This window comes from Pontibacter diazotrophicus, assembly GCF_003367245.1.
GTDB lineage: Bacteria > Bacteroidota > Bacteroidia > Cytophagales > Hymenobacteraceae > Pontibacter > Pontibacter diazotrophicus.
In genome coordinates this window covers 215,782-236,163 of record NZ_QRGR01000005.1, presented here as the reverse complement: position 1 = coordinate 236,163, position 20,382 = coordinate 215,782, and the positions used below count along the sequence as shown (strand labels likewise).

Sequence of the window (20,382 nt, the reverse complement as noted above, 5' to 3'; positions counted from 1 at the left end):
AACCTATTCCGTATAGAGAGATACCTTTGGCTAAAAGTTGAAAACCTGAGGGTCTGATTGTTCAGAAGGAACAGTGTAGACTCTCAGGTTTTCCCGTTTTGGACATTTTCAGTCCGTTCAGTACTCTCCCTCAGCTTTCTCTATCTTGCCGGAAAAGGATGTACGAATAAGTCACTCCAAAAATTAAAAAGATAATCAGCAGAAATACATCTATCCAGGTGTAGTATCCCTGTAAGATTCTATAGGCATTCATACCTGCAAATACAAAGCAGGCAATAGTTACGACAATACGGTATGATCTGCGGTTTCGCATAATGGCCTAAGGAGAATTTTATTTGATGGATAATAAAATGCTTTTTAAATTAGATTACAATAGCGGAAGTTAGCTAATTTGTACTAATCTGACTCTCCTGCCATTACAGGGACATATAAACCAGCACCCACACCGTAGTAATAACAGCTCCAAAAAGATTAAGCACCAATCCTGTACGGGCCATTTCGCCGATAGAAACCTGCTTGCTGCCATATACAATGGCGTTTGGAGGAGTGGCAACCGGTAGCATAAAAGCAAGGCTACACGCCACCACCACACCCAGTACCGGGTAAAGCAGCGGTAAATCCAGCCCCTGCAGCACCCCGATTATAATGGGCACGAAGGTAATAGCAATAGCGGTATTCGAGCTAACCTCTGTCAGTAGCAGCACCAGTGTTATCAGTACAAACACCAGCAGCACCTGGTTCTCAGGGTCTATGACAGTCGTAATGCTGCGGCCAATCACGTCTGCCAGCCCTGAAGTTACCACCAATTGACCCAAGGCCATACCGCCGCCAAAAAGCAAAATGGTATCCCAGTCAATTTTTACCAAATCTTCTGCCGTCAGTGTACCTTCTCCGTTATTCTCCTGCCCCGGCGGTATGAGAAAGAGCAGCAGCGCCGCCAGTACGGCCACAGTGCTTTCGGCGAAGTAGGTGCTCATAAACGTATAAGCCTCCTCCAGCCCCAATAGATTAAACACGCCCGGTGCCAGCCAGAGAATAACGGCCACGAGGAACACGCCCATGGTCACTTTCTCGCCTTGCTTTAGCTTCTGGTGCTGCTGCTGGTGTTCTGCCACATACGCCTGCACCACCGCCTGATCGTAACTGCTCTTGCTTAAGAAATAGCGCATATACAGCACCATCAGTCCATACATGCTTATGGAGATGGGCAGCGCCAGCAACATCCACTGCAGAAAATCGACGATAACGCCTTGCTGCGCCAGGTAATTCACTCCTATCAGGTTAGGCGGTGAACCGATAATGGTGCTGATACCGCCAATAGAAGCACTGTAGGCAATTCCTAATAAAAAGAAGGCAGCTGAGTTCCTGCCCTGCTCCGGCTGGCACACCAGCTGCGTTACGCCGAGCATAAGTGGCAGGAGCATGGCCACGGTCACTGAGTTGCTCACCCACATCGAGAGCAGGAAAGAAATAAAGGAGAAACCCAGGAACAACCGGAAAAGGCTTTTCTGGAAAAAAGGCCGGGATAGTATGAACAGCGCAATGCGCTTGTCCAGGCCGTGGCGCGTCATGGAGCGGGCCAGCAGAAAGCTCCCGATAAAGAGCAGGATAATGGGGTGCCCTAAGTTCTGGAAGGCTGTCGCGATTTCAGCAATTCCTAACATCACGGCGAGGAGCACACCAAGAAAGGCCGTCATGGAGAGCGGTATTACCTCCGTCATCCAGAAAACGAGGCAAAAGGCCATGATGGTAGCCACGGTACGGGCCTCATAAGTAAGAACCGGTGTTAGCCACCACACGGCCAAAGCCAGCACGGGAGCTACTATTAAGCCAATGTTTCTACGGGTCAAATGCATCGGGAGCGTGCCGCTTCATGTATCATTATAAAATGACAATATAAGGATACTTCTGCTAAAAGATTGTGCTTTTCTGTTCAGGCAGGTTCATAAAGTATTATCCATGCACTACAGTAGAGTTTCTGTACAGAATAGCTGCTGAACCGCTGCCTTTTAGGCAACTGCGTTCATTAGCCGTCGGCATGTATGATGAAGACAAAGCTTAGATCAGTTCGCCGTTATGCTGGCTGCCTTTTGTTCACTTCTGAAAATGCCATCATAGTTGCTGCCCATATAGCCGCCCCATTTTATATCTTTATTAACAGTATAAGGCGTTTTTACGTGGAACACCCGCAGGTTTGTAGGCCTATCGATGTCGTTGCGTTGTCCGTTCAATTCGATGGTGGTGTTCACTATCTCCATCTTGCCATCTCCGTCCATATCCCCTATCCAGGGTGTACTGGCTACATTGCTCCCAAGCAAAGTATCTCCTACCTGGTATGTCACATTATCATGAAAATCGAAAACCATTAACTGGCTGATATGGCGCTTGCTAGGATCGTACAGGTTGAGACGAATCAGGCTGTTGACACTCAGTAGCACATCATCAAATCCGTCGTTATTAAAATCAGCCACAACCGGTGAAGCATAAGAGAAGATTCCTGCGGTGTCAGTGGCGAGCACTTTCCCTGATTTGCCGTCTATCATCCGCTGGGTAGATCGTTTAATCATGGGCCACACCCCGATACCATAGTTTGTAAAAACATCGGGTACCTCATCCTGGTTAAAATAACCAATGGCCGGGCTGGAGTAAATTTCTGTGTCAGGCACCCTCACGCTCCACAGCAGCAAATCATTTGCCCCGTTGATAGCCATGGTGCGTCCATCAACCGAATTCACAACAATGTCGAACACATCATCTCCGGTTAGATCTACCAGGGCAGGCGGGGCAATAAAGCCTTTGTTTTTACCAGTAGCCAGAACCACTGATGATGAGATGTCTCCTTTAAGTATGTCCTGTAGTGTTGTCCGGTAGAGGTTACCGCCCACTGTTTCGCCACCAGTTCCAAAAATAACATCCTCTGTTTCATTGTTTTTCAGGCTCACCTTCACAACAGACATATACGTTTCCTTACCATCCGGCACCTCCACTTCCGATATGATTTGGCCGCTTCTGCTGCTGATCACCATCAGCTTGCCTACCGGCCTCCTTGGGTCATGGGCTTTTACGGTATAGTCCCCGCCGTTTGAGATAAGCAGATCTTCTTTACCATCCTTATCCTGATCCGGAATAAGCTGCGGATTATAGAAGTTATAGATACCGGAATCAGCAGGGTTGATGGTGCTGTCATACGGAAAGAATCGCCACAGCACCTCCCCATTCGCTCCGTTTACGGCTAACAGTTCCGCAGTGCGGCCGCCTATAAACACGTCCGGTACACCATCGGCTGTAACATCATAAAAAAGCGCCGAACCCACCACCTGGTTTCGGCCAGCTACGTGCCATAGCAAATTGCCCGTAGCCCCATCCATGGCAATAACTGCTGTATCGCTTGGCTGGTTCTCTGCGCCCCCTGCCCCTATCACCACATCCAGCACCCCATCATTGTTCAGGTCAACTAATCGGGGAGAAGAACCTGTACCGATCCCTTCGAAGTGGGCCGTCCAACTGATGGGTCGTAAGTTAGTCGCGGTAATATAGATGGTAACAGCAATAAGCACAAACAAACACAGCGCTGCTATTAGGTAGTGCTTTGCTTTTCGGGAACGAGGGAGCGTAGTAGGCATGTTTCAGTCAGGTTTTAGCAGCTTTGGAACTTTGACTGAATAAAAGAAGCAGAGTTTAAACACGGAATAAAATTTATGTGTTTAAACTCTGCTTTACAAGCTAATACCTTGACCGCCCTTTATAAACTATTACTGTTCAGTGTTTTAAAAAAATGAGTCACTGGTTTAGGTTTTCATAGAAACAACTACACTGCTTTCAGATACCGCTCCCGTATAATCTTTTGGTGGTGTACCTCGTGGCCCAGTATAATATAGCCCAGCGCACGCACACTTACTTCCAACCCGCTGGCAACTCCTCTTTGCTGCAGCGCCTCTTCGTCAAAGCTCTTGAAAAGCTCGATGGTGGCCGTACGCAAAGAAGTATATTCTGCTATGATGGAGTTGATGTCGCGGGCGTCAGCTTTGGCGGGTAGCACATACTGGTCCTGATCAAAGCCCGGCAGTTCGGTTTTGTCCTGGCGGGCAAATCGGAGGGCACGGTACGAGAAGATACGCTCTGTATCCACCATATGCACCATCACCTCTTTTATGCTCCACTTGCCCGGCGCATAACGAAACAGTAATTGCTCATCCGTAAGCCCCTGCACCATACCCGTGATAAACACATAGCTGGCAGTGAGCCCCTCAATCAGGTCATCGGTTTTAGCCTGCTGTACATAGTTACTCAGAAAACCGTTGTGCTCTTCTGGTGATGGATAAGTGATAATATGTTGCGTTTGCATACTTCAGAAACACTAAGATTAGATGCTGTGCAAGGTACGAATATATACCTTAGCAAGCGCCAGCCCCAAAGAAAAAGCCCCCTGCACCAGGTTTGGAGCAGGGGGCTTTTCAAATCCCTTCATCAGTATGAAGTAAGCAAGCGAATCAAAGCACTTTGCTTAACTTCTTCTCTTATTGCCCTACCAGGAATACAGCGTTTCCGAACATGAGTTTGCCGCCCTGCCAAAACCCACGGAACAAGGGGTTATCAGCAAGGTAAACCACTTGGCCGCGGCCCATATCCTGCGTTCCCAGAATCAGCGCATCCTGCAGCTTCTCTTTGCTTTTAGATCCTACAAAACCGGTGGTGTAGTTATCCTTCTTCAGCACCCCTACATTCCAGCCGTTTTCCAGGAAGCTGAACGTATCCGCAGAACGGATAAGTCCGAAATAAGTATCGCCGTAGCCAAACGCCAGCGGGTGTGTTTTATCTAAGTCTACCCTGAAAATACTGCCCTGCACCTCTCCTTCCAGCGCTTCACGTTCGCGGTTGGCGTAGGTGCGCAAGTTCTTGTATGGGTTTTCGTCTTTTGCCTTGCTTTTGTCCTCGCTAGCTACTTCCTGGCTTTTCTTCTTCAGGTTAAAGCCTTTTTTACCAGCTAAAAAACCAGCGGCAGCTTCCATGGCAATGAGTTTACCACCGGCACTTACCCACTCTCTCACATTCTCCAGCGTCTCCTCATTCAGCACCTGGCTGTAACTGCCATTTGGCAGGATGAGCACGTCGAATTCGTTGAGTGGTATATTACTGAAATAGGAAGTGTTCAGCACCGTAACCGGATAGCCAATCTGCTGCTCGAAGTAATGCCATACTTCACCAAACCCATAAGGAGAAATTCCCTCACCCGAGAGTAAGGCAACCTTCGGCATCTGCAGGTAACGCACGCTTCCGGAACCGAAGTCCGCGCCGCTGCTCACAAAACCAGTGCCTGTGGCACTCAGAGTTACATCGTACTGCTTCGCCAGTGCCTGTACAGTGGCATCCAGTTTATCGCCCATACGTTCGTTGCCGGTGCGGGTAATGATGAGTGTACCCGGCTCGTACCGCTGCCCATCCGTCTCAAAAGCTTTCTCTGCCTGCCGCACCTTTATATCCTCCTTCATTAGTTCTGTCAGGAACTTCAGGTCCTGCAGGTTATTCCAGCGGGCCAGGTATGCATAAGGGCGCTCGATAGTGATAGCCGCCGCAGCCGGAGCTGCCGCCGCATTGCTGGTGTTCACGTTAATCCTGTTTCGCAGGGCGTACGCCTGCACGTTGTACGCGTAAGGCAAAGACCAGGAGGTGATGTCATAGGTAAGGGAATCCTCCAATCTAGCATTTGGCTCAAACAACACTTTTACGAGGGTTGACTTTGGCTGATACATGCTGATGACCACATCATTTGTACCAATATTTACTCTTTCGTCTTTCCCGTTGCTGTAGTTAAAACCACGCGCAGTGGTGTTCTTGCTGGTATAGCCGTACTGAATTCCCTGACGACCCATGTAATCCGTCAGTGATTTCAGGTTAGCAGCACTTCTGCCGTCTGCTTTTAGCACAAAAGCTTTGTACTCGCCAGCAGGGTTATTCAGGTTATTCTGGTAATACTTCTGAAACTCCTGCTTCAGCTGGTCGGCCTTCTCAGAGGAGGCCTGGATGGTGGCATGGCTGGCTGCAACGTGATGGGCAATGCGGTCAACCAACGTGAGGGTGTCACCATCCTGCTTCTGATAGGCCAGACCGGCACGGCCCGATCCACCCTGCTCATAGGTCATACCAATGGCACCGTTATAGGTGGGGTATGTATCGCCGTAGCTGGGGTAAAACAGGTCGAAGTTTTCGCGGGTAAAGTAGAGCCAGTTGTTTTTGTCGAAGTACTGGCGGTTGTAGTCACCAATGGTGTTCTGGAACTGGCGCTGCCATGGCGTGATGCTCTCGTGAAATGGCTTTGCCGCTGGCGAGAAATAGTACGGAGACTCTGCCCCCATCTCGTGGAAGTCGGCGTGTACCTGTGGCAGCCAGTTGTTGTACTCCTTCAGGCGCTGTTTCGACTCAATCTGTGTCTGCCAGGCCCAGTCGCGGTTCAGGTCAAAGTAATAGTGATTGGGTCTGCCACCTGGCCACGGCTCATAATGTTCCCAGGCATAAGGCGAGGCATTGCCTCCCTGGTTGGAGGCCTGCTTGTACCACTGCACGTAACGCTCGCGGCCATCCGGGTTCACCATCGGGTCCAGAATCACGATCGTGTTCTGCAGCCACTGCTTCGTTTGCGCGTTGCTTGGATCTGCCAGGTCGTAAAGTACCTGCATCACTGCCTCAGAGCTCACCGATTCGTTTCCATGTATGTTGTAGCTCAGCCACACAATGGCAGGCTGCTCTCCCTGTACCTGCCCGCTCTGCACTCCTGCCTGGCGCAGGTTGTTTTCCCGGATCTGCTCCAGGCGCGGCAGGTTTTCATCGGAGGCGACGTAGGCCAGCATCAGCGGACGCCCTTCGTAGGTCTGCCCGTACTGCTGCACTTTCATGCGGTTTGGCGCCTGTGCAGCGAGGTAGTTCACATAATCTAAAATGCGGTTCTGAGTTGTAAACTGTTTGCCTAGCTGGTAGCCCAAAAATTGCTCGGGGGACTGCAGGCGCTCCTGCGCCACAGCCACCTGCATACAAAGCAGCACCAGCAACAAAGCGATGTTTCGCTTTAGCGTGTTCATCATGTTGTTTTTAAGTATATGAGTTTTTTAAGAGCCTGTTAAACTTTGTTATCAAAGGTGACAAAATAAAGCCTAAACAGGCGTTTAGTTGAAAAGAAGTACAATTTCCGCAAAATTGCTGAGTATGGCAAATAAGCGCTCTGCTGTAACCGCTACAGGCTATGCTGTTTATTCCTGGTAAATTTTCAGTGATACCCGCCGTATGATATAGTATGAAGCGTGTAATCATCAGAATCTTGTCTTTTGTGCTGTGGTTTATAGCTACAGTGGCTGGCCTGGCCGTGCTTTTCATTTTTTCAGCCTTTGTACTGAGCAGCATACCCGTGAACAGCAGTGTTGCCCAGTCGCCACCTGCCGCCCCTGTAGAGATTTATGTTACCTCCAACGGGGTGCACACTGATATTGTGGTGCCTGTTGTAACTCCCACCATCGACTGGCGGAATAAAATTCCACTGCACCACTTCGAAAGCGCTGACAGCAGTTATCAGTACCTGGCCTTTGGCTGGGGCGACCGCCAATTCTACATGGAAACACCTGAATGGAGTGACCTGACACTTGGCGTGGCTTTACGTGCTACACTTTGGCCTACTCCATCGGCCATGCATGTGGAGTATATTGCGTCCCAATTAACGCCCACTAAACGGCAGCAGCCCGTTCTGCTTTCTGCGGAAGATTACCAGGACCTGGTGCAGTACATTGATGCCTCCTTTCAGCAGGAGAGCGGGCAGTACAAGCATATTCCAAACTCAGGCTATACAGGCCTGGACACTTTTTACGAGGCACACGGTAAATTCTATATCCTCAAGAACTGTAACAATTGGGTAAACCAGGGGCTGAAAGCAGCGGGTATAGAAGCCGCTTTATGGGCACCACTGCCCTTTGCGGTGATGCGGCACCTGCGCTAAAACAGAAACGCCCTGACATTTGCCGGGGCGCTCTTACACAATCACAAAACACTACTCTTTATCTTTACTTCTGCTCCCATTCTCCTTTAAAAGCAATTTCATTCAGGGGCTTACGCTTACGGGGGGCCACCTCCCGTGCTTTCAAATTTTCAGGGAGGGTTTCCGGATCACCTGCATAGCCGACAGCACCCATTGACACAGGCTCAAAGCCTTCAGGTATTCCCAGTACCTCGCGTGCTTTATCTGCCTTAAAGCCTCCCATCAGGTGCACGTGCAATCCTAAATCAGTGGCCTGTAACAACAGGTTTCCAGTGGCCAGCCCTAAGTCGTGCAGCGCAACGCTGTTGGGGTTACCATTATAATCGTAGTTCTTTTTAGCCACGCTAATGAACAGGGCAGATGCATTTTCAGCCCAGCTGTTTCCCTCTACCAGGCAACTGAACAGGCGATCGAAATTTTCTTTATCTTCTTTAACGGCGTATATAAAACGCCATGGCTGCTCGTTCATGGCAGATGGTGCCCAGCGTGCTGCCTCGAAGAGCGCTTTCAGTTGCTCTTCGCCTACTGATTTGTTTTCAAAAGCGCGGGGGCTCCAACGCTCCTCAATCAGGTTATGTATTGCAATTTTCTTCTCTGTTGATATCATAGTTTTATCTCTTTAAATTTCATTGAAAACAAAAGCGCAAAATGCTGACGCCTCTTTTCCTTATACGGTACTGGAACACAAATTAAATGTATATACATTTAATGTACAAACACAACATCACTTTTATAGTATTTGTTCCGCTTTTATTACCTCGGGAAGAGAAGTATGGAAACAAGCTGGTAAGGCCGGAGAAACAGGGATGATAGTCAAGGTTGGTAGCTTCTCAGGAAATGGCAGTACGACAAAATAGTACCTCCCTCAGAATCGATACATAAGCAAATGATGAAGGAACAAAGGCTTAACAGGTACAGAAACGAGCAGACTTTGCTACAGCAGCGGATATATAAATCCGGGACATGCAAAGCAAAAGGGGCAGCTACTGTAACTAAATCAGTAGCTGCCCCTGCTCATTAATTTTGTGTGCTGCTGGCCTGGGGCTGAAGCGCGAGTTCCTCCTGGTGCTGCTGTAGCACCTGAATGATAAAGCCGATATGCTCGGCCAGGTCTACCCCGAATAACTCAGCTCCTTTCCGAACTTCCTCCCGGTCTACGGAGGCCGCAAAGCTTTTCTGCTTCAGCTTCTTTATCACCGACTTTACCTCCAGGCCCTGCAGGCGGTCGGGCCTTACCTGCGCACAGGCCACTACAAAACCCGTAATCTCATCGCAGGCAATCAAGGCTTTGTCCAGTAAGGTATCGTAGCCTACTCCCCAGTGGGTGTAATGCGCCGAGATAGCGTGTGCTATTTCCTCCTCATGCTGCTCCCGCAACAGGTTTACAATTACATTGGGGTGTTGATCCGGATGAGCTTCATAATCAGCATCGTGAAGCAGGCCTGCAATTGCCCATTTATTTTCATCCTCTCCTAACTTAGTGGCGTAGGCCTGCATCACCAGCTCCACTGTGCGGGCGTGGCGCAGGAGGCTTTCGCTCTTAGTCATGCTGTTTAGTATTTCTACGGCTTCTTCGTGTGTCATGCGCAGGATTATTCAGTCTGTAAAAACCAAAATTAAGCAATCTTCTAAAGCCGTCAAATTTGCAGTTATCTTCTGATGGGGTGATGTGGCAAATGCTCATCCTGTTCATCCAGCCCCGCCTGCAGTTCCTCTCCTGCTGCAGGGCCTTTACCTTTTTTGCTCCTGTTACTTTGCTTTTTCGCTACAGGTGCCCCAATCTATAGAAAAATGTGGCAGGTGGCCGTAAAATGATTGACAAAGCAAATCCATACATGGCTGGCAGCGCATACGTATTTCTGGTGTTACGGGAAAGCAGACAGTTAGTTAGGAATACGTACTGCTGAAATCTAATTAAGCTTAGCTATCTCAACATCCTTCCAGAAGCCCATGACTTTATCCTTCTCCCCCACCAGTATATCTATTTGGTTGCGGATGCGCTGGTTCATTACATCACGCACTATATATAAGCCATCCAGTTCGTCGGAGACTCCGGTAATCTGAAGTGAATCGCCGAAGTGGATATCTCCACCCCAACGGCTGTGCAGGTCGCGGGAAACAGCTATCCAGCGGTGCTTCTTAGGATTGTTCTTGTTAATACGGGAGCCATCTGCGGTGATGAATGGTGTAGAATCCGTCTGGCCTGGAACAGGATGATAAATGGAGGCGGAAACAGTGAAAGTTTCAAGCGGTGGTTCCTCTGTTACTGGTACTTCAATTTCTGTGACTGTGCGTTCGGGTGCTTTTAAATGCCATGTGAGCTTTTGCTCATTTTCTTCGATTTTCGGTGCAGAGGATGCCTCGTTAAAGAAGGAAAATTCTTCAGCCACAGCCAACACAATAGAGAATAAAGCGGCGAGTAATTTTGTTCTAAACATATTTATCCTTTTCGTGGAACATCGATTTTTATATCAACAACCCGCTTTAACGACAGGAAAAAAGAATGGTTATATTATGCCGTGACAGATGCCTCAGAATGGCTTTTTAAGCATTATCACCCTACATTATTATTTTAATAATATTTTATATAAACCATACAATAGAACAATCCTATATAGAAGCCCCTGCTTCAGATTAATCCTATATAAAAGTGAAAGCAGTTGGGTAGGTTTGGGTATAAAGTATAGCCTAATTTACGGCTATATCTGTGGAACACATACAAGCTCCTATCACCTTTTTTAATAGAGGTGATAGCCATAGCCTGACGCGTAATGAGGGCAAATGAGAAAGAATAAAAGGAGATATACTGATCAGGCGCGATTTATATTCAGGCTTGTACGCCCTCTTTACTTCTTCTTGATATACTTATCGTAGACAATGTATCCTATAAAAGCAGCGAGGCTGACAACAGAGACCCATATCAAACCTGTCCTTAAACGCTCGTTGTTCTCCCCGAGCCAGGCAAGCAGAATAGTGAGGGGCACAATGCCTGCCAGTGTGGCCGCAATAAATTTAAAATACCCCATTCGGGCCAGTCCTGCCACAAAGCTAACTGCATCATTCGACAGGAAAGGGGATATGCGGGCTATGACAACAGCCCAAATACCATAATCATCGACAAATTTAATTACTTTCTTCTCTGTTTTACGGCCAATCAGTTTGCTAACGCCAGCCTCTCCCAAGGCATGCCCTATCCAGTAGCCGATGGTAGAGGCTACCACCACTGCCGCAATGGCTATAATAGATCCCCAGAAGGATCCGTAAGCAATAATGGCTACCAGCATAAGGGCCACTGCATTAATGACCAGCAGGAACATCTGGGCCACCATGGCTAGTATAATAAAGAAGGGGCCCCAGAATCCAAACTGGCTTACCCATTCTGAGATGCGCTGCTCATCACCACTTGTCAGCACATCCCACCCATTATTCACCTCCTGCTGAAAGCCCGGGAAAATAAAATAAGAGGCTATCAGTGCCGCAATGAGTATACCTGTAATAACCAGTGGCCACTTGCTCTGCTTAAACTCATCCTCATCGTTACCTTGGTGCTTGCCCTCACCTTCCTGCTTGTCCTTATCCTCTTTAACAGGCTCCTTCTCCGGTTGTGGATGTTTATAGTCTCCCCGTCTGTGTCCGTTTGTATGCTGCGACGCCACTTTTTTAAGGTTGTCTTGAAATTTTTTTTCCTCTTCAGTCATGCTTCTTGATCCCTGATTTCCATTTGTTAGACGAAACAGCAGCACGCTTGGTTGGCATATTTGCAGCACCTGTTGCAGCATTAAGGATATACGTATAAGTGATTGTTTGCTTCTTCTGCTCCCGGACCGCATAATGAATCCCAAAATAGTGGTAGTGTGCTCCCATGGTATTGCTCATATGCCGCTGTACAATTCCAGGTTCTATGGGTTTCTGGTCTGCTGGCTGCTTATTGCCTTCCGAGTATACAATGGCCGCTACCAGACCGGCTATCAGACCGGCTATATGCCCCTCCCACGACACATGCTCCTCGTTCGGGAACAGTCCGTAAAACAGGCCGCTATACAAAAAGAGCACTGCCAGCGAAACCGCCATGGAGCTGCGGTTCTGCTGCAGGAAACCTTTAAACAGCAGGAAGCCCGCCAGCCCATATACTACCCCACTCGCTCCTATATGATACGCCTGCCGGCCAATGAACCATGTCAGGATGCCGCTCAGCACATATATCAGGAGTATAACCCGTGGAGCTGTCCGGCGGTGCAGAAAGAGGATGAACCCAGACAACAGCACCAGCGGAAAAGCGTTGGAGAGCAGGTGCAGCAGGCCACTGTGAATGAGCGGCCCTGTTACCACGCCAATCAATCCAAAGAAACTACGCGGCAGTACCCCAAGCCAGCTCAGGCTGGCATTTGTCAGGTAACTCAACAGACTAATAAGTGCCATAAGCGCCACAAACAAAATGCCGGGCAAAAAGCTGTAGCCGAAATGCACCTCCTGATCCTGCAAATCATCATAGGTATCTCTTTCAGATAGAAGTGTTGGCATAGAAAATTAATAAATGAAGGAGTGTAACAACTCCGGTATTTTTCTGAAAGATAAAGTTAATGAACAAAAAACAGTACAATTCACTTTACCTATTACTGTAATCTTACGTACTGTATTGGCTTTTTGTACGCTTAAAATGGGCGTTGTTGTCCAACGCACTTGTTTTAGTTTTAGCTTTAAGCGCAGTATCAATACAAGCAGTACCAATACAATACATTGTAAAAGATAGTAGTAACAGGTGGAGTTAAATAGGAGCAACTGGCGTTAAAGAGTTAAGATGTATAGGTTTGATTTATTATATCCTGCTAAACGTAGGTTATGCTGGCTAACGCTGGCATTGCTACCGCTGTTGCTGTTTGCCTGCGAAAGTGCAGATACCGGCCAACAGACATATGCTGAGGAGCAGCGCGCATTCTTCCCTGTAGAACGACCTGCAGAGCGGGAAGCGTATGTGCGACCAACTTCCCTGATTACCGCCTTGCAGGACTCCTCCTCTTACTGGGTCGATTCTGTTTTCAACACCTTGACCCCTGAAGAGCGCATTGCACAGCTAATCGTGATAGAGGCATTTTCGGATCAGGGGCCTAAATACGAGGCTGATGTGCTGAACTTAGTAGAGCGGTACAAGGTAGGGGGAATTATCTTCTTTCAGGGAGGGCCGGTGCGACAGGCCATCCTCACGAACAAGTACCAGGCAGCCTCTAAAGTGCCCTTACTGATCTCAATGGATGCCGAAACAGGGGTTGGGATGCGGCTCGACAGCACGGTACAGTACCCGTTCCAGCAAATGCTGGGTGCCGTGGCCGACAATGGCCTGATTCATAGTATGGGAGCACAGGTGGCCAATGAGTTCAGGCGGCTCGGCATGCATGTAAACTTCGCCCCTGTTGCCGATATCAATAATAACCCTAACAACCCGATTATCAGCTACCGCTCCTTTGGGGAAAACCGGCTGGATGTAACGGCAAAAAGCCTGGCTTTTACGCGCGGCATGCAGGAAAACGATATCATTGCCGTGGCCAAACACTTTCCGGGGCACGGCGATACGGATGTAGACTCGCACCTTGACCTGCCTGTTATTCCATTTAACCGGGAGCGCCTGGACTCCATGGAGCTGTACCCGTTTCAGGAGCTGATCAACCAGGGAGTGGGTGGCGTGATGGTGGCCCACATGCACATCCCGCAGCTTGATTCCAGCGCCAACCTACCCTCCACCTTATCTGAACCTATTGTAACAGGGCTGCTAAAAGAGGAACTGGGATTCAAAGGGCTCATTTTTACTGATGCGATGGTGATGAAAGGTGTGACCAAGTATTTTGAGCCCGGTGTGGCGGAAGCACGTGCCCTCGTGGCTGGCAACGATGTAATAGAACGCCTGAACAGTGTACCCAGAGCCATCAAAGCGATACAGGCAGCCATTGGCCGCGGCGAAATTACCCAGGATGAAATAGACCGCCGTTGCAAGCGCGTACTAACAGCCAAACAATGGGTAGGCCTGGATAACTATACCCCCATTGACCTCAACAACCTGTACCAGGACCTGAACCCTGCGGCAGCCGACAGTACAAACCGTGCCATTGCCGAAGCAGCCTTAACCCTGCTGAACAATAAGAAGAATATAGTACCGCTGAGGCAAAAGCGCGGCCTTCGTATTGCTACTGTCGCTATCGGAGCCAGGCGTACGATGGCTTTTCAGCGGGAAGTGAAGGAACGCGCCACGACCACTGATTTTATTATCTCGCGGAAAGCCAAGGCAAAGGAAACCAGGAAACTTTGGCAGAAACTACGGCAGTATGATGTGGTGCTGGTAGGACTGTACGGCCCGAGCATCCGGCCGAGCAATAACCTGGGCTATTCCAAAGCGGCGGTGGAGTTGGTGCAACAACTGGCAAGCTCCAACAAGGCTGTTGTCACACTCTTCGATAATGCCTATGCGCTGAACCAGTTTCCGGGCATTGAAAAAAGCCAGGGCCTGATACTGGCTTACCAGCCACACTTCCATGCGCAGGAGGCAGCTGCAAAGCTCATCTTCGGCAAAATACCGGCACGGGGTAAGCTACCTGTTACCGTGAATGAGTTTTACTCCTATGGCGACGGCATCAGCAAAGATAAACCGATTATCCCGGCGCTAAATCCCATAGCTATCCGTTAACTATCTAAAAGAAGCTCTTTTCGTACATAAGTCAGAAGAATTTTTCTTTTACTCGAAAAACTATGGATACTTTAAAACCAACATTAAGATATACAGCTATACTCTGCTTAAGCTTTGCCCTCTGGAGTTGCGAAAGCCGCCGGGAGGTCGAAACAACGGAAGAGATAACCGTGGATACAGCAGAAAGTGAAGACACAGCCCGGGTAATAAAAACCGGTAACACAGCGGAAGATGAACTGGAGGAGTTCAGGGCCTGGTTAAACAGGCAGACGGAACGGGGAGACACCGCTATTCGTAGCGAATGGCCGCAGGTCCGGGAAGAGCTACGCGAACGCAACACGAGGCTGGAGCAGAAGTTTGACAGCCTTTCGGAACAATCGAAAGAAGAGTTCAAAACGTTACAGAGCCGTTACGAGCGTTGGGAAGACCGGCAGGAACGCCGCCAGCAACAACCGCTCGACCCAGCTAAAGTAAATCAGTGGCAGGACCAGCTTCTGGATGAGTATGACAACTTAAACAACATTCAGCCTGAGAACATCCGGGAGGCATACCTCACCTTTATGGGTGAAGTAAGAGCCAAGCGCCGCAACTGGTCACAGGACGACTGGGACTACGTAGACTATGTGTATAGCCAGCTTAACCAGCGCCGCCGCCAACTGGAAGGCCAGCTGCGAACCAGCGATAGATTAAAGATTCGCACTTTACAGGCCGAGTACCTGGCACTGGAGGGAAGCGCCGACACAATGGATATGTTGCAGGGCAACACTGAGAGGTAATCCCTAACACTTCAAAATATAAAAAGCTGGCATAGAGCCAGCTTTTTATATTTTGAAGTGTTAGCTTCTTATTGCTGTTGCAGTTTTAGCCATTGCTGCGCGATAATGGTTTTAGCATCATAAGTCTCTAAATTCACCAGTTCCTGCGCTTCGTACCGCACTATCTCTATGTACTCGTTCTCATGCGCGCTTCCGCCACCCTTTGCGTGCTGCTCCGACACCTCTGCATAGAACAACGTTACTTTTTCTGTTGCGCCACCCGGTGAAGAGTAAAAAGTATACAGGTGCTCCAGCTTGTTCACATGGTAGCCGATTTCCTCTTCTATCTCTCTTCTGATGCTTTGCTCCGGCGCCTCTCCTTCATCTATCATACCTGCCACAATTTCTACCAACTCCGACTCAGCCCCTATCCGGAACTGCTTTGTAAGTATGTATTTCTGTGCTTCGGTATCATAAACCAGGGCACATACAGCATTTCCGCGATTAAACTGCTCCCTTGTAAACGTCTGCCCTTCCTGCTCTACAGTTAGTTTATTGATTTTAAAGTAGCCGTCGTAGGCTCTTTCTCTTTTCTTGATTTCCATCGTTTTCCTGTGTCTTGCCAAGGGTATGGCTCTGACAGTATTTTAAACATATAAGATTATCAAAGCTACAACTCGTTGTTGCGCTGTGCTGCCTGCTGCGTCCGCTCCGTCAACGGTGACATCGACAGGTCTGTTTCGCTCTCGTAGCCTTTCGCCCTATTCTTCCCAATGCCACCTTCGCCTGGCAGGAATTTGTTCACCATGCCAAATATATTCGTCATCAGTTCCGGTGACAGGCCGTGCAGCATAGCACCAAGTTTAGCAGGCAGTGTAGTAGTTACCTGCGCATCCCCGAAGCGCAGGGCATCCAGTATTTTTTTGGCCGTCGCCTCAGCACTCATAGAAGTCAACGGGCTGGAATCCATTATTTTGAAAAGCGCATATTCCTTTTTATGCTGGCCCTTTATAAAGGCATGGCGCGGGCTTCCTGTCTGTATCAGACCTGGTGTAGCAACGGTTACATTTATGTTATACTTCATCAGCTCGGCCCGCAGCCCTTCCGACAGCCCCGTCAGCGCAAACTTGCCGGCACTGTATGGTACAAGATGCGGCACACCCATCTTACCGCCTATAGAAGATATATTTAGGATAAGGCCTCCGCCGCGCGCTTTCATACCAGGCAACACCGCCATAATGGTATGTATAGGGCCCCAGTAGTATATGTTGATTGCTTCATCAAAATCATGCAAAGTCATTTCGGTTACCGGACCAGCATTTATAATGCCCGCGTTGTTGATGAGCACATCAATAGGGCCGAATTCGTTCTGCACATTCGTAATCATATCGTTTACTTCCTGCGCCACCGTTACGTCGCATTTCTGCACCAGCACATCAGCACCATTGCCTGCCAGTTCCATGCGGGCATCTTCCAGTTCAAACTCGTCGCGGGCGCAGAGCACCAGTCGGGCACCTTCTGCAGCCAGCTGCCGTGCCATCACCAGGCCAAGGCCTCTCGAACCACCCGTAATGAGTACTACTTTATGATTAAAATCGTAGGCACCTAGTTTTCTTATAACGGCTCTCGCTGCCATCAGGGCGCCTGCACCAGCTGCCAGCCACCACAGCTTGTTTTTGTTGTCTGCTTTCATTTTGAGGTTGTTTAGATGTAGTCAGGAAGGCCACCCCCGCAAAGGCAGCGGCTCCTGCCTTTTCTCTACGGCAGCCAAAGCAGAGTAGTTAAAACTAAAGTTGTTGAAGAAGCTGCTTCCCGTGCTATTTACGGGAGAAGAGCTTGTTACGGAGCACGGGTGTGTAAAGCACTTTCACGGCGGCAATGCCATAATGGTCATCCCTCCCATTAGGGTTTCCCAGCTCTGGATCGATATTATCTAAATAGTCGGTGGTGGTGATGTGGTAAATGAGCTCGGGTGCGATGCTGAACTCGTCGTTAAGGCGAAAGCGCAAACCTCCTCCGAAGGGAATGACAGCGGCAATGGCAGGATACTTGCGCGCCGGTTCATAAGTAATCTGTGAGTCGTTTAACCTGCCCTGGCCCGGGTACGAGGTAGCTGTATAATATATTAAACCAGCGCCAGCCCGAATATAAGGCACCAGAAAGCGCTTACGCAAGGAGCGGTAGCCTGCGCTGCCAGCGTAGCTGTCCAACAGGTTAATCACTACAGTTCCTGTCACTTCAACCACTTCGGACCGAAAGGAAACATTTAGAGGACGAAGCGGAGAGCGTTCCGTTGCACCTAAGCGCAAATAATCGATGTTGCCGCTAACACCCAGGTAAGACGTCAGGTAATAAAGCGCCCCCACACTTACGTTCGGTCCGAACGTGTTGCATTCTGGCCTGCCACATATATCACTTCTGACAGCAGCCAAACCACCGCCCATAGAAAGAATTATACCACGCTTTTCAGGCACTTTGCTAACTGCTCTCCTCTTATTCAACATAGTCTGGGCTTCAGCAGTACTCAGGCTAAATAGCGTTAAGCAGCATAATAAGAGAAAAGGGTAAAATTTACTATTCATAGGTAAGGGTGGATTGTGTATGTAAGCGTATTGTCCCGCTGAACTTATCTTTATATTTACCTTTACGTTTAACTCAATTCGGAGGTAAAAATTATCTGCCTTTATACTCAAACAGGAAGGCAGAGGTTAACTCATTATCCTTTAGAACCTTAATAGTAAAAACTAACCCGCCGCTCTTCCGGACACAGACTTCCTGGGTAGCTCCAGGCAACTATACTTTAATTATATATCGCTCAGCAAATAGTAAAGGCAGACATCCAATCTCCTGAAAGAGCAGATGCCTGCCTTTTATGTTTCTCTTCTACTTACGGAGTGCCAGCTTATCTAAATTAGCATCCATCAGGCTGATAAAATCAATCACGAGGGCTGCAGCATCCGGGTAAAACTTTGTGTTAACGTTCACATAATCATCTGTGGGTTTATGATAATGCGGATGGTCTTCTACACCGAAGTATACATAGGGTATGTTCCGCTTATGAAACTGGTAATGGTCAGACTGCGAGGTCCAGTCATCGTGGCCCTGCTCGGGCTGGTCGTGGCCCAGCAGCAGTTTTGCCTGCGGCTGCGGCTTCACCTGCTCCAGGTATGGCTTTAGCTGCGGGTTGTTATAGGCACCGCTGGCATAAAGCTCTCCCTTGTCATTAATGCTCAGCATGTCCATGTTCACATTCAGCAGCATGTTTTGCAGAGGCACGGGTGGGGTCTCCAGAAAAGCATTTGCCCCCTGCAAGCCTAGTTCTTCCCCATCAAGCGCCACAAAAATCAGGGTATGCTCCGGTCTGCTTTTAGAAAAATGCGAAGCAGCGGCCAGCAAGGCCCCAACGCCGGAGGCATTGTCATCGGCGCCATTATAGATTTCTCCATCCCGTTGCCCCACATGGTCGTAATGTGCGGTCACAACAATGGCTTTATCTGACTTTCCCAGGATATAGCCCACTAGGTTAGTTGCCTGCTCCACCACCAGCCGCTTCGACTCCAGCCGGAAGTGCTGCTTATAATCCTGCCCGAACGGCGTAAGGCCTATCTGCTTAAAGCGCTGCTGAATATACGCCTGTGCCATTTTATTGCCTTCTGTGCCGCTCAGGCGCCCTTCTAATGTGTCTGAAGAAAGCACTTCTACATCTTTTAACAGCTGTTCTTTATTCAGTTTTGGGCGCTGTGCCACACTTAACAGGGGCATGGCAACTATAATAGACAGGGCAAGGATTTTTTTCATAATTGTTCTCTAAAACTCTAAAGTAGTATTAGTGGCTGTATTTGCCATAAGCTTCGCCTTAGATTTGTGGCCAGGCTACCCAGTTCTGCTTTCTTCTTATGTTTCTGCTGCCTAGCCTCTGGTGCTGCATCGGCTGATGCTCCATCTGCCAGTTTCTATTTTCTTTATTTTGTATTTGTACGACGGTAGGAATCCAACCCTGGCGTATAAAAGTCCGGGGCACATTCGACTGTACCTGAGTGCCATTATATTGCTTTGCGTTATCTTTCATCTTCTTGCTTTCGTTATAACCTTTAACTAAAATAGATGATCTAACTTATACAAGGAGCATGCCAGCTACGGTATATCTAAAATAATGTTACTCTGATTTTTACCCTCCTGAAAGACAGGAAAGCAGTAAAGATTTATAAGAGCACATCCGTAATACACAATCTACTCTGTGGAAATTTGTTACACTATCTGTTTCTTTAGGAAGCTAAACATACTGATACCTCTAAAGCACAATTACAGCATATAAGAAAGCCGGCACTAATGTCTGGCTTTTTGCTACTCTTTTATGTTGATGTAAGAAGGGAGCTCGATTGGACCTAAGGACGTCTGGATGGTAGGCTTTATCTGCAACGTTACTTTCGGACGGGCTGTTTTATCCTGGTTCAGGAGCGTTGCCAGTTGCAGCAGGTTATTCAGGTTAGGGTGGCCATTTTCTTCTGTCAGTTTCAGGGGAGAACGCAGTGTAACGGTGTTTAAGCCATTCCTTAACTCTACAGGCTCACTCACCAGGCCACTCATCGCCTGTTGGTCATCAACCAGCAACTGCCACTTGAGCTGCGTTACCGTCATAGTGCGATCCTCCTGGCCTTCGCCCAGGGCTACATTCAGGCCAAGGGTTGAGGTGGCATTCAGGTTATTGTCAGAAAAAGCCGAAAACAACTTTGCTGCCTCACTGAAAGAGAAATCCTGCGGGCTTTTCTTCTGTAGCAGATTCACGCCATTTACTTCTACCCTGTCCACACTTTGCAGGCTGTACTCTGCCTCCTTAAATGCCTCTACGTCATTCTTGGTTTTACACGCAAAGCTGAACACCAACAGGGCCAGCACCAGCGCATAATTTCCGTACTTCCTTATCATACTCTATTTTC

At 48.6% G+C, this 20,382-nt stretch carries 19 protein-coding genes; 4 read left to right on the top strand and 15 right to left on the bottom strand.

Annotation, left to right across the window (positions count from 1 at the left end; all coding sequences use genetic code 11):
• Nucleotides 1-416 precede the first annotated feature (416 nt).
• The 4 genes from DXT99_RS06125 to DXT99_RS06110 form a co-directional block, all read right to left on the bottom strand.
• Nucleotides 417-1,856, bottom strand: a complete 1,440-nt coding sequence (locus DXT99_RS06125; RefSeq protein ID WP_115564656.1) for an SLC13 family permease — start codon at nucleotides 1,854-1,856, stop codon at nucleotides 417-419.
• Between the two features lie 207 nt (nucleotides 1,857-2,063).
• Complete coding sequence (locus tag DXT99_RS06120) at nucleotides 2,064-3,623, bottom strand: FG-GAP repeat domain-containing protein (RefSeq protein WP_115564655.1); 1,560 nt, start codon at nucleotides 3,621-3,623, stop codon at nucleotides 2,064-2,066.
• A gap of 185 nt (nucleotides 3,624-3,808) precedes the next feature.
• Nucleotides 3,809-4,345: a DinB family protein gene (locus tag DXT99_RS06115; RefSeq protein ID WP_115564654.1), complete on the bottom strand. Its 537-nt coding sequence runs from the start codon at nucleotides 4,343-4,345 to the stop codon at nucleotides 3,809-3,811.
• A gap of 172 nt (nucleotides 4,346-4,517) precedes the next feature.
• Nucleotides 4,518-7,076, bottom strand: a complete 2,559-nt coding sequence (locus DXT99_RS06110) for a M14 family zinc carboxypeptidase (RefSeq protein ID WP_115564653.1) — start codon at nucleotides 7,074-7,076, stop codon at nucleotides 4,518-4,520.
• Nucleotides 7,077-7,285: 209 nt separating this feature from the next.
• Here DXT99_RS06110 and DXT99_RS06105 point away from each other — a divergent pair, with 209 nt between their 5' ends.
• Entirely contained in the window at nucleotides 7,286-7,978 is a 693-nt protein-coding gene (locus DXT99_RS06105) for a TIGR02117 family protein (protein ID WP_115564652.1), read from the top strand.
• A gap of 64 nt (nucleotides 7,979-8,042) precedes the next feature.
• Here the strand turns inward: DXT99_RS06105 and DXT99_RS06100 are convergent, their stop codons facing one another.
• Nucleotides 8,043-8,624 (bottom strand): nitroreductase family protein, encoded by a 582-nt coding sequence (locus tag DXT99_RS06100; RefSeq protein ID WP_115564651.1) that lies wholly within the window; start codon nucleotides 8,622-8,624, stop codon nucleotides 8,043-8,045.
• 22 nt (nucleotides 8,625-8,646) lie between these two features.
• Between DXT99_RS06100 and DXT99_RS26820 the strand changes: the two genes are divergently transcribed.
• Nucleotides 8,647-8,874 (top strand): hypothetical protein, encoded by a 228-nt coding sequence (locus DXT99_RS26820; protein ID WP_147294178.1) that lies wholly within the window; start codon nucleotides 8,647-8,649, stop codon nucleotides 8,872-8,874.
• Nucleotides 8,875-9,034: 160 nt separating this feature from the next.
• Here DXT99_RS26820 and DXT99_RS06095 read toward each other — a convergent pair whose 3' ends face one another.
• From DXT99_RS06095 to DXT99_RS06080, 4 genes are all read right to left on the bottom strand, one after another.
• Nucleotides 9,035-9,601, bottom strand: a complete 567-nt coding sequence (locus DXT99_RS06095) for an HD domain-containing protein (RefSeq protein WP_115564650.1) — start codon at nucleotides 9,599-9,601, stop codon at nucleotides 9,035-9,037.
• A 326-nt stretch (nucleotides 9,602-9,927) separates the two neighbouring features.
• Nucleotides 9,928-10,455, bottom strand: a complete 528-nt coding sequence (locus DXT99_RS06090; protein WP_115564649.1) for an RlpA-like double-psi beta-barrel domain-containing protein — start codon at nucleotides 10,453-10,455, stop codon at nucleotides 9,928-9,930.
• 408 nt (nucleotides 10,456-10,863) lie between these two features.
• Nucleotides 10,864-11,715 carry a TVP38/TMEM64 family protein gene (locus tag DXT99_RS06085; protein ID WP_115564648.1) on the bottom strand — a complete coding sequence of 284 codons (852 nt, stop codon included), beginning with the start codon at nucleotides 11,713-11,715 and terminating at the stop codon, nucleotides 10,864-10,866.
• Nucleotides 11,708-12,538 (bottom strand): rhomboid family intramembrane serine protease, encoded by an 831-nt coding sequence (locus DXT99_RS06080; protein ID WP_115564647.1) that lies wholly within the window; start codon nucleotides 12,536-12,538, stop codon nucleotides 11,708-11,710. Before DXT99_RS06080 ends, DXT99_RS06085 begins: the two co-directional genes overlap by 8 nt.
• 277 nt (nucleotides 12,539-12,815) lie before the next feature.
• Between DXT99_RS06080 and DXT99_RS06075 the strand changes: the two genes are divergently transcribed.
• Together DXT99_RS06075 and DXT99_RS06070 are read left to right on the top strand one after the other, a co-directional pair.
• Nucleotides 12,816-14,690 (top strand): glycoside hydrolase family 3 protein, encoded by a 1,875-nt coding sequence (locus DXT99_RS06075; protein WP_115564646.1) that lies wholly within the window; start codon nucleotides 12,816-12,818, stop codon nucleotides 14,688-14,690.
• Between the two features lie 62 nt (nucleotides 14,691-14,752).
• Nucleotides 14,753-15,466, top strand: coding sequence for a hypothetical protein (locus tag DXT99_RS06070; RefSeq protein ID WP_115564645.1), 714 nt, complete (start codon nucleotides 14,753-14,755; stop codon nucleotides 15,464-15,466).
• Between the two features lie 68 nt (nucleotides 15,467-15,534).
• Here the strand turns inward: DXT99_RS06070 and DXT99_RS06065 are convergent, their stop codons facing one another.
• The 6 genes from DXT99_RS06065 to DXT99_RS06040 all read right to left on the bottom strand — a co-directional run bounded on the left by DXT99_RS06065 (nucleotide 15,535) and on the right by DXT99_RS06040 (nucleotide 20,371).
• Nucleotides 15,535-16,050: an NUDIX domain-containing protein gene (locus DXT99_RS06065; protein ID WP_115564644.1), complete on the bottom strand. Its 516-nt coding sequence runs from the start codon at nucleotides 16,048-16,050 to the stop codon at nucleotides 15,535-15,537.
• Nucleotides 16,051-16,115: 65 nt separating this feature from the next.
• Nucleotides 16,116-17,138 carry an SDR family NAD(P)-dependent oxidoreductase gene (locus DXT99_RS06060; protein WP_115564643.1) on the bottom strand — a complete coding sequence of 341 codons (1,023 nt, stop codon included), beginning with the start codon at nucleotides 17,136-17,138 and terminating at the stop codon, nucleotides 16,116-16,118.
• A gap of 124 nt (nucleotides 17,139-17,262) precedes the next feature.
• Complete coding sequence (locus DXT99_RS06055; RefSeq protein ID WP_115564642.1) at nucleotides 17,263-17,949, bottom strand: outer membrane beta-barrel protein; 687 nt, start codon at nucleotides 17,947-17,949, stop codon at nucleotides 17,263-17,265.
• 379 nt (nucleotides 17,950-18,328) lie between these two features.
• The gene (locus DXT99_RS06050; protein WP_115564641.1) at nucleotides 18,329-19,243 is read right to left on the bottom strand and encodes a M28 family peptidase; all 915 of its coding nucleotides are present in this window, start codon (nucleotides 19,241-19,243) and stop codon (nucleotides 18,329-18,331) included.
• Nucleotides 19,244-19,301: 58 nt separating this feature from the next.
• Nucleotides 19,302-19,514, bottom strand: coding sequence for a hypothetical protein (locus DXT99_RS06045; protein ID WP_115564640.1), 213 nt, complete (start codon nucleotides 19,512-19,514; stop codon nucleotides 19,302-19,304).
• A gap of 275 nt (nucleotides 19,515-19,789) precedes the next feature.
• Nucleotides 19,790-20,371: a hypothetical protein gene (locus DXT99_RS06040; protein WP_115564639.1), complete on the bottom strand. Its 582-nt coding sequence runs from the start codon at nucleotides 20,369-20,371 to the stop codon at nucleotides 19,790-19,792.
• Nucleotides 20,372-20,382 lie beyond the last annotated feature (11 nt).

Coding starts and splice junctions, on each gene's coding strand:
- DXT99_RS06040 (WP_115564639.1), bottom strand. CDS start 20,371: ATGATAAGGAAGTACGGAAATTATGCGCTGGTGCTGGCCCTGTTGGTG.
- DXT99_RS06095 (WP_115564650.1), bottom strand. CDS start 9,601: ATGACACACGAAGAAGCCGTAGAAATACTAAACAGCATGACTAAGAGC.
- DXT99_RS06120 (WP_115564655.1), bottom strand. CDS start 3,623: ATGCCTACTACGCTCCCTCGTTCCCGAAAAGCAAAGCACTACCTAATA.
- DXT99_RS06115 (WP_115564654.1), bottom strand. CDS start 4,345: ATGCAAACGCAACATATTATCACTTATCCATCACCAGAAGAGCACAAC.
- DXT99_RS06055 (WP_115564642.1), bottom strand. CDS start 17,949: ATGTTGAATAAGAGGAGAGCAGTTAGCAAAGTGCCTGAAAAGCGTGGT.
- DXT99_RS06090 (WP_115564649.1), bottom strand. CDS start 10,455: ATGTTTAGAACAAAATTACTCGCCGCTTTATTCTCTATTGTGTTGGCT.
- DXT99_RS06050 (WP_115564641.1), bottom strand. CDS start 19,243: ATGAAAAAAATCCTTGCCCTGTCTATTATAGTTGCCATGCCCCTGTTA.
- DXT99_RS06075 (WP_115564646.1), top strand. CDS start 12,816: ATGTATAGGTTTGATTTATTATATCCTGCTAAACGTAGGTTATGCTGG.
- DXT99_RS06085 (WP_115564648.1), bottom strand. CDS start 11,715: ATGACTGAAGAGGAAAAAAAATTTCAAGACAACCTTAAAAAAGTGGCG.
- DXT99_RS06105 (WP_115564652.1), top strand. CDS start 7,286: ATGAAGCGTGTAATCATCAGAATCTTGTCTTTTGTGCTGTGGTTTATA.
- DXT99_RS06060 (WP_115564643.1), bottom strand. CDS start 17,138: ATGAAAGCAGACAACAAAAACAAGCTGTGGTGGCTGGCAGCTGGTGCA.
- DXT99_RS06125 (WP_115564656.1), bottom strand. CDS start 1,856: ATGCATTTGACCCGTAGAAACATTGGCTTAATAGTAGCTCCCGTGCTG.
- DXT99_RS06110 (WP_115564653.1), bottom strand. CDS start 7,076: ATGATGAACACGCTAAAGCGAAACATCGCTTTGTTGCTGGTGCTGCTT.
- DXT99_RS06045 (WP_115564640.1), bottom strand. CDS start 19,514: ATGAAAGATAACGCAAAGCAATATAATGGCACTCAGGTACAGTCGAAT.
- DXT99_RS06100 (WP_115564651.1), bottom strand. CDS start 8,624: ATGATATCAACAGAGAAGAAAATTGCAATACATAACCTGATTGAGGAG.
- DXT99_RS06065 (WP_115564644.1), bottom strand. CDS start 16,050: ATGGAAATCAAGAAAAGAGAAAGAGCCTACGACGGCTACTTTAAAATC.
- DXT99_RS06080 (WP_115564647.1), bottom strand. CDS start 12,538: ATGCCAACACTTCTATCTGAAAGAGATACCTATGATGATTTGCAGGAT.
- DXT99_RS06070 (WP_115564645.1), top strand. CDS start 14,753: ATGGATACTTTAAAACCAACATTAAGATATACAGCTATACTCTGCTTA.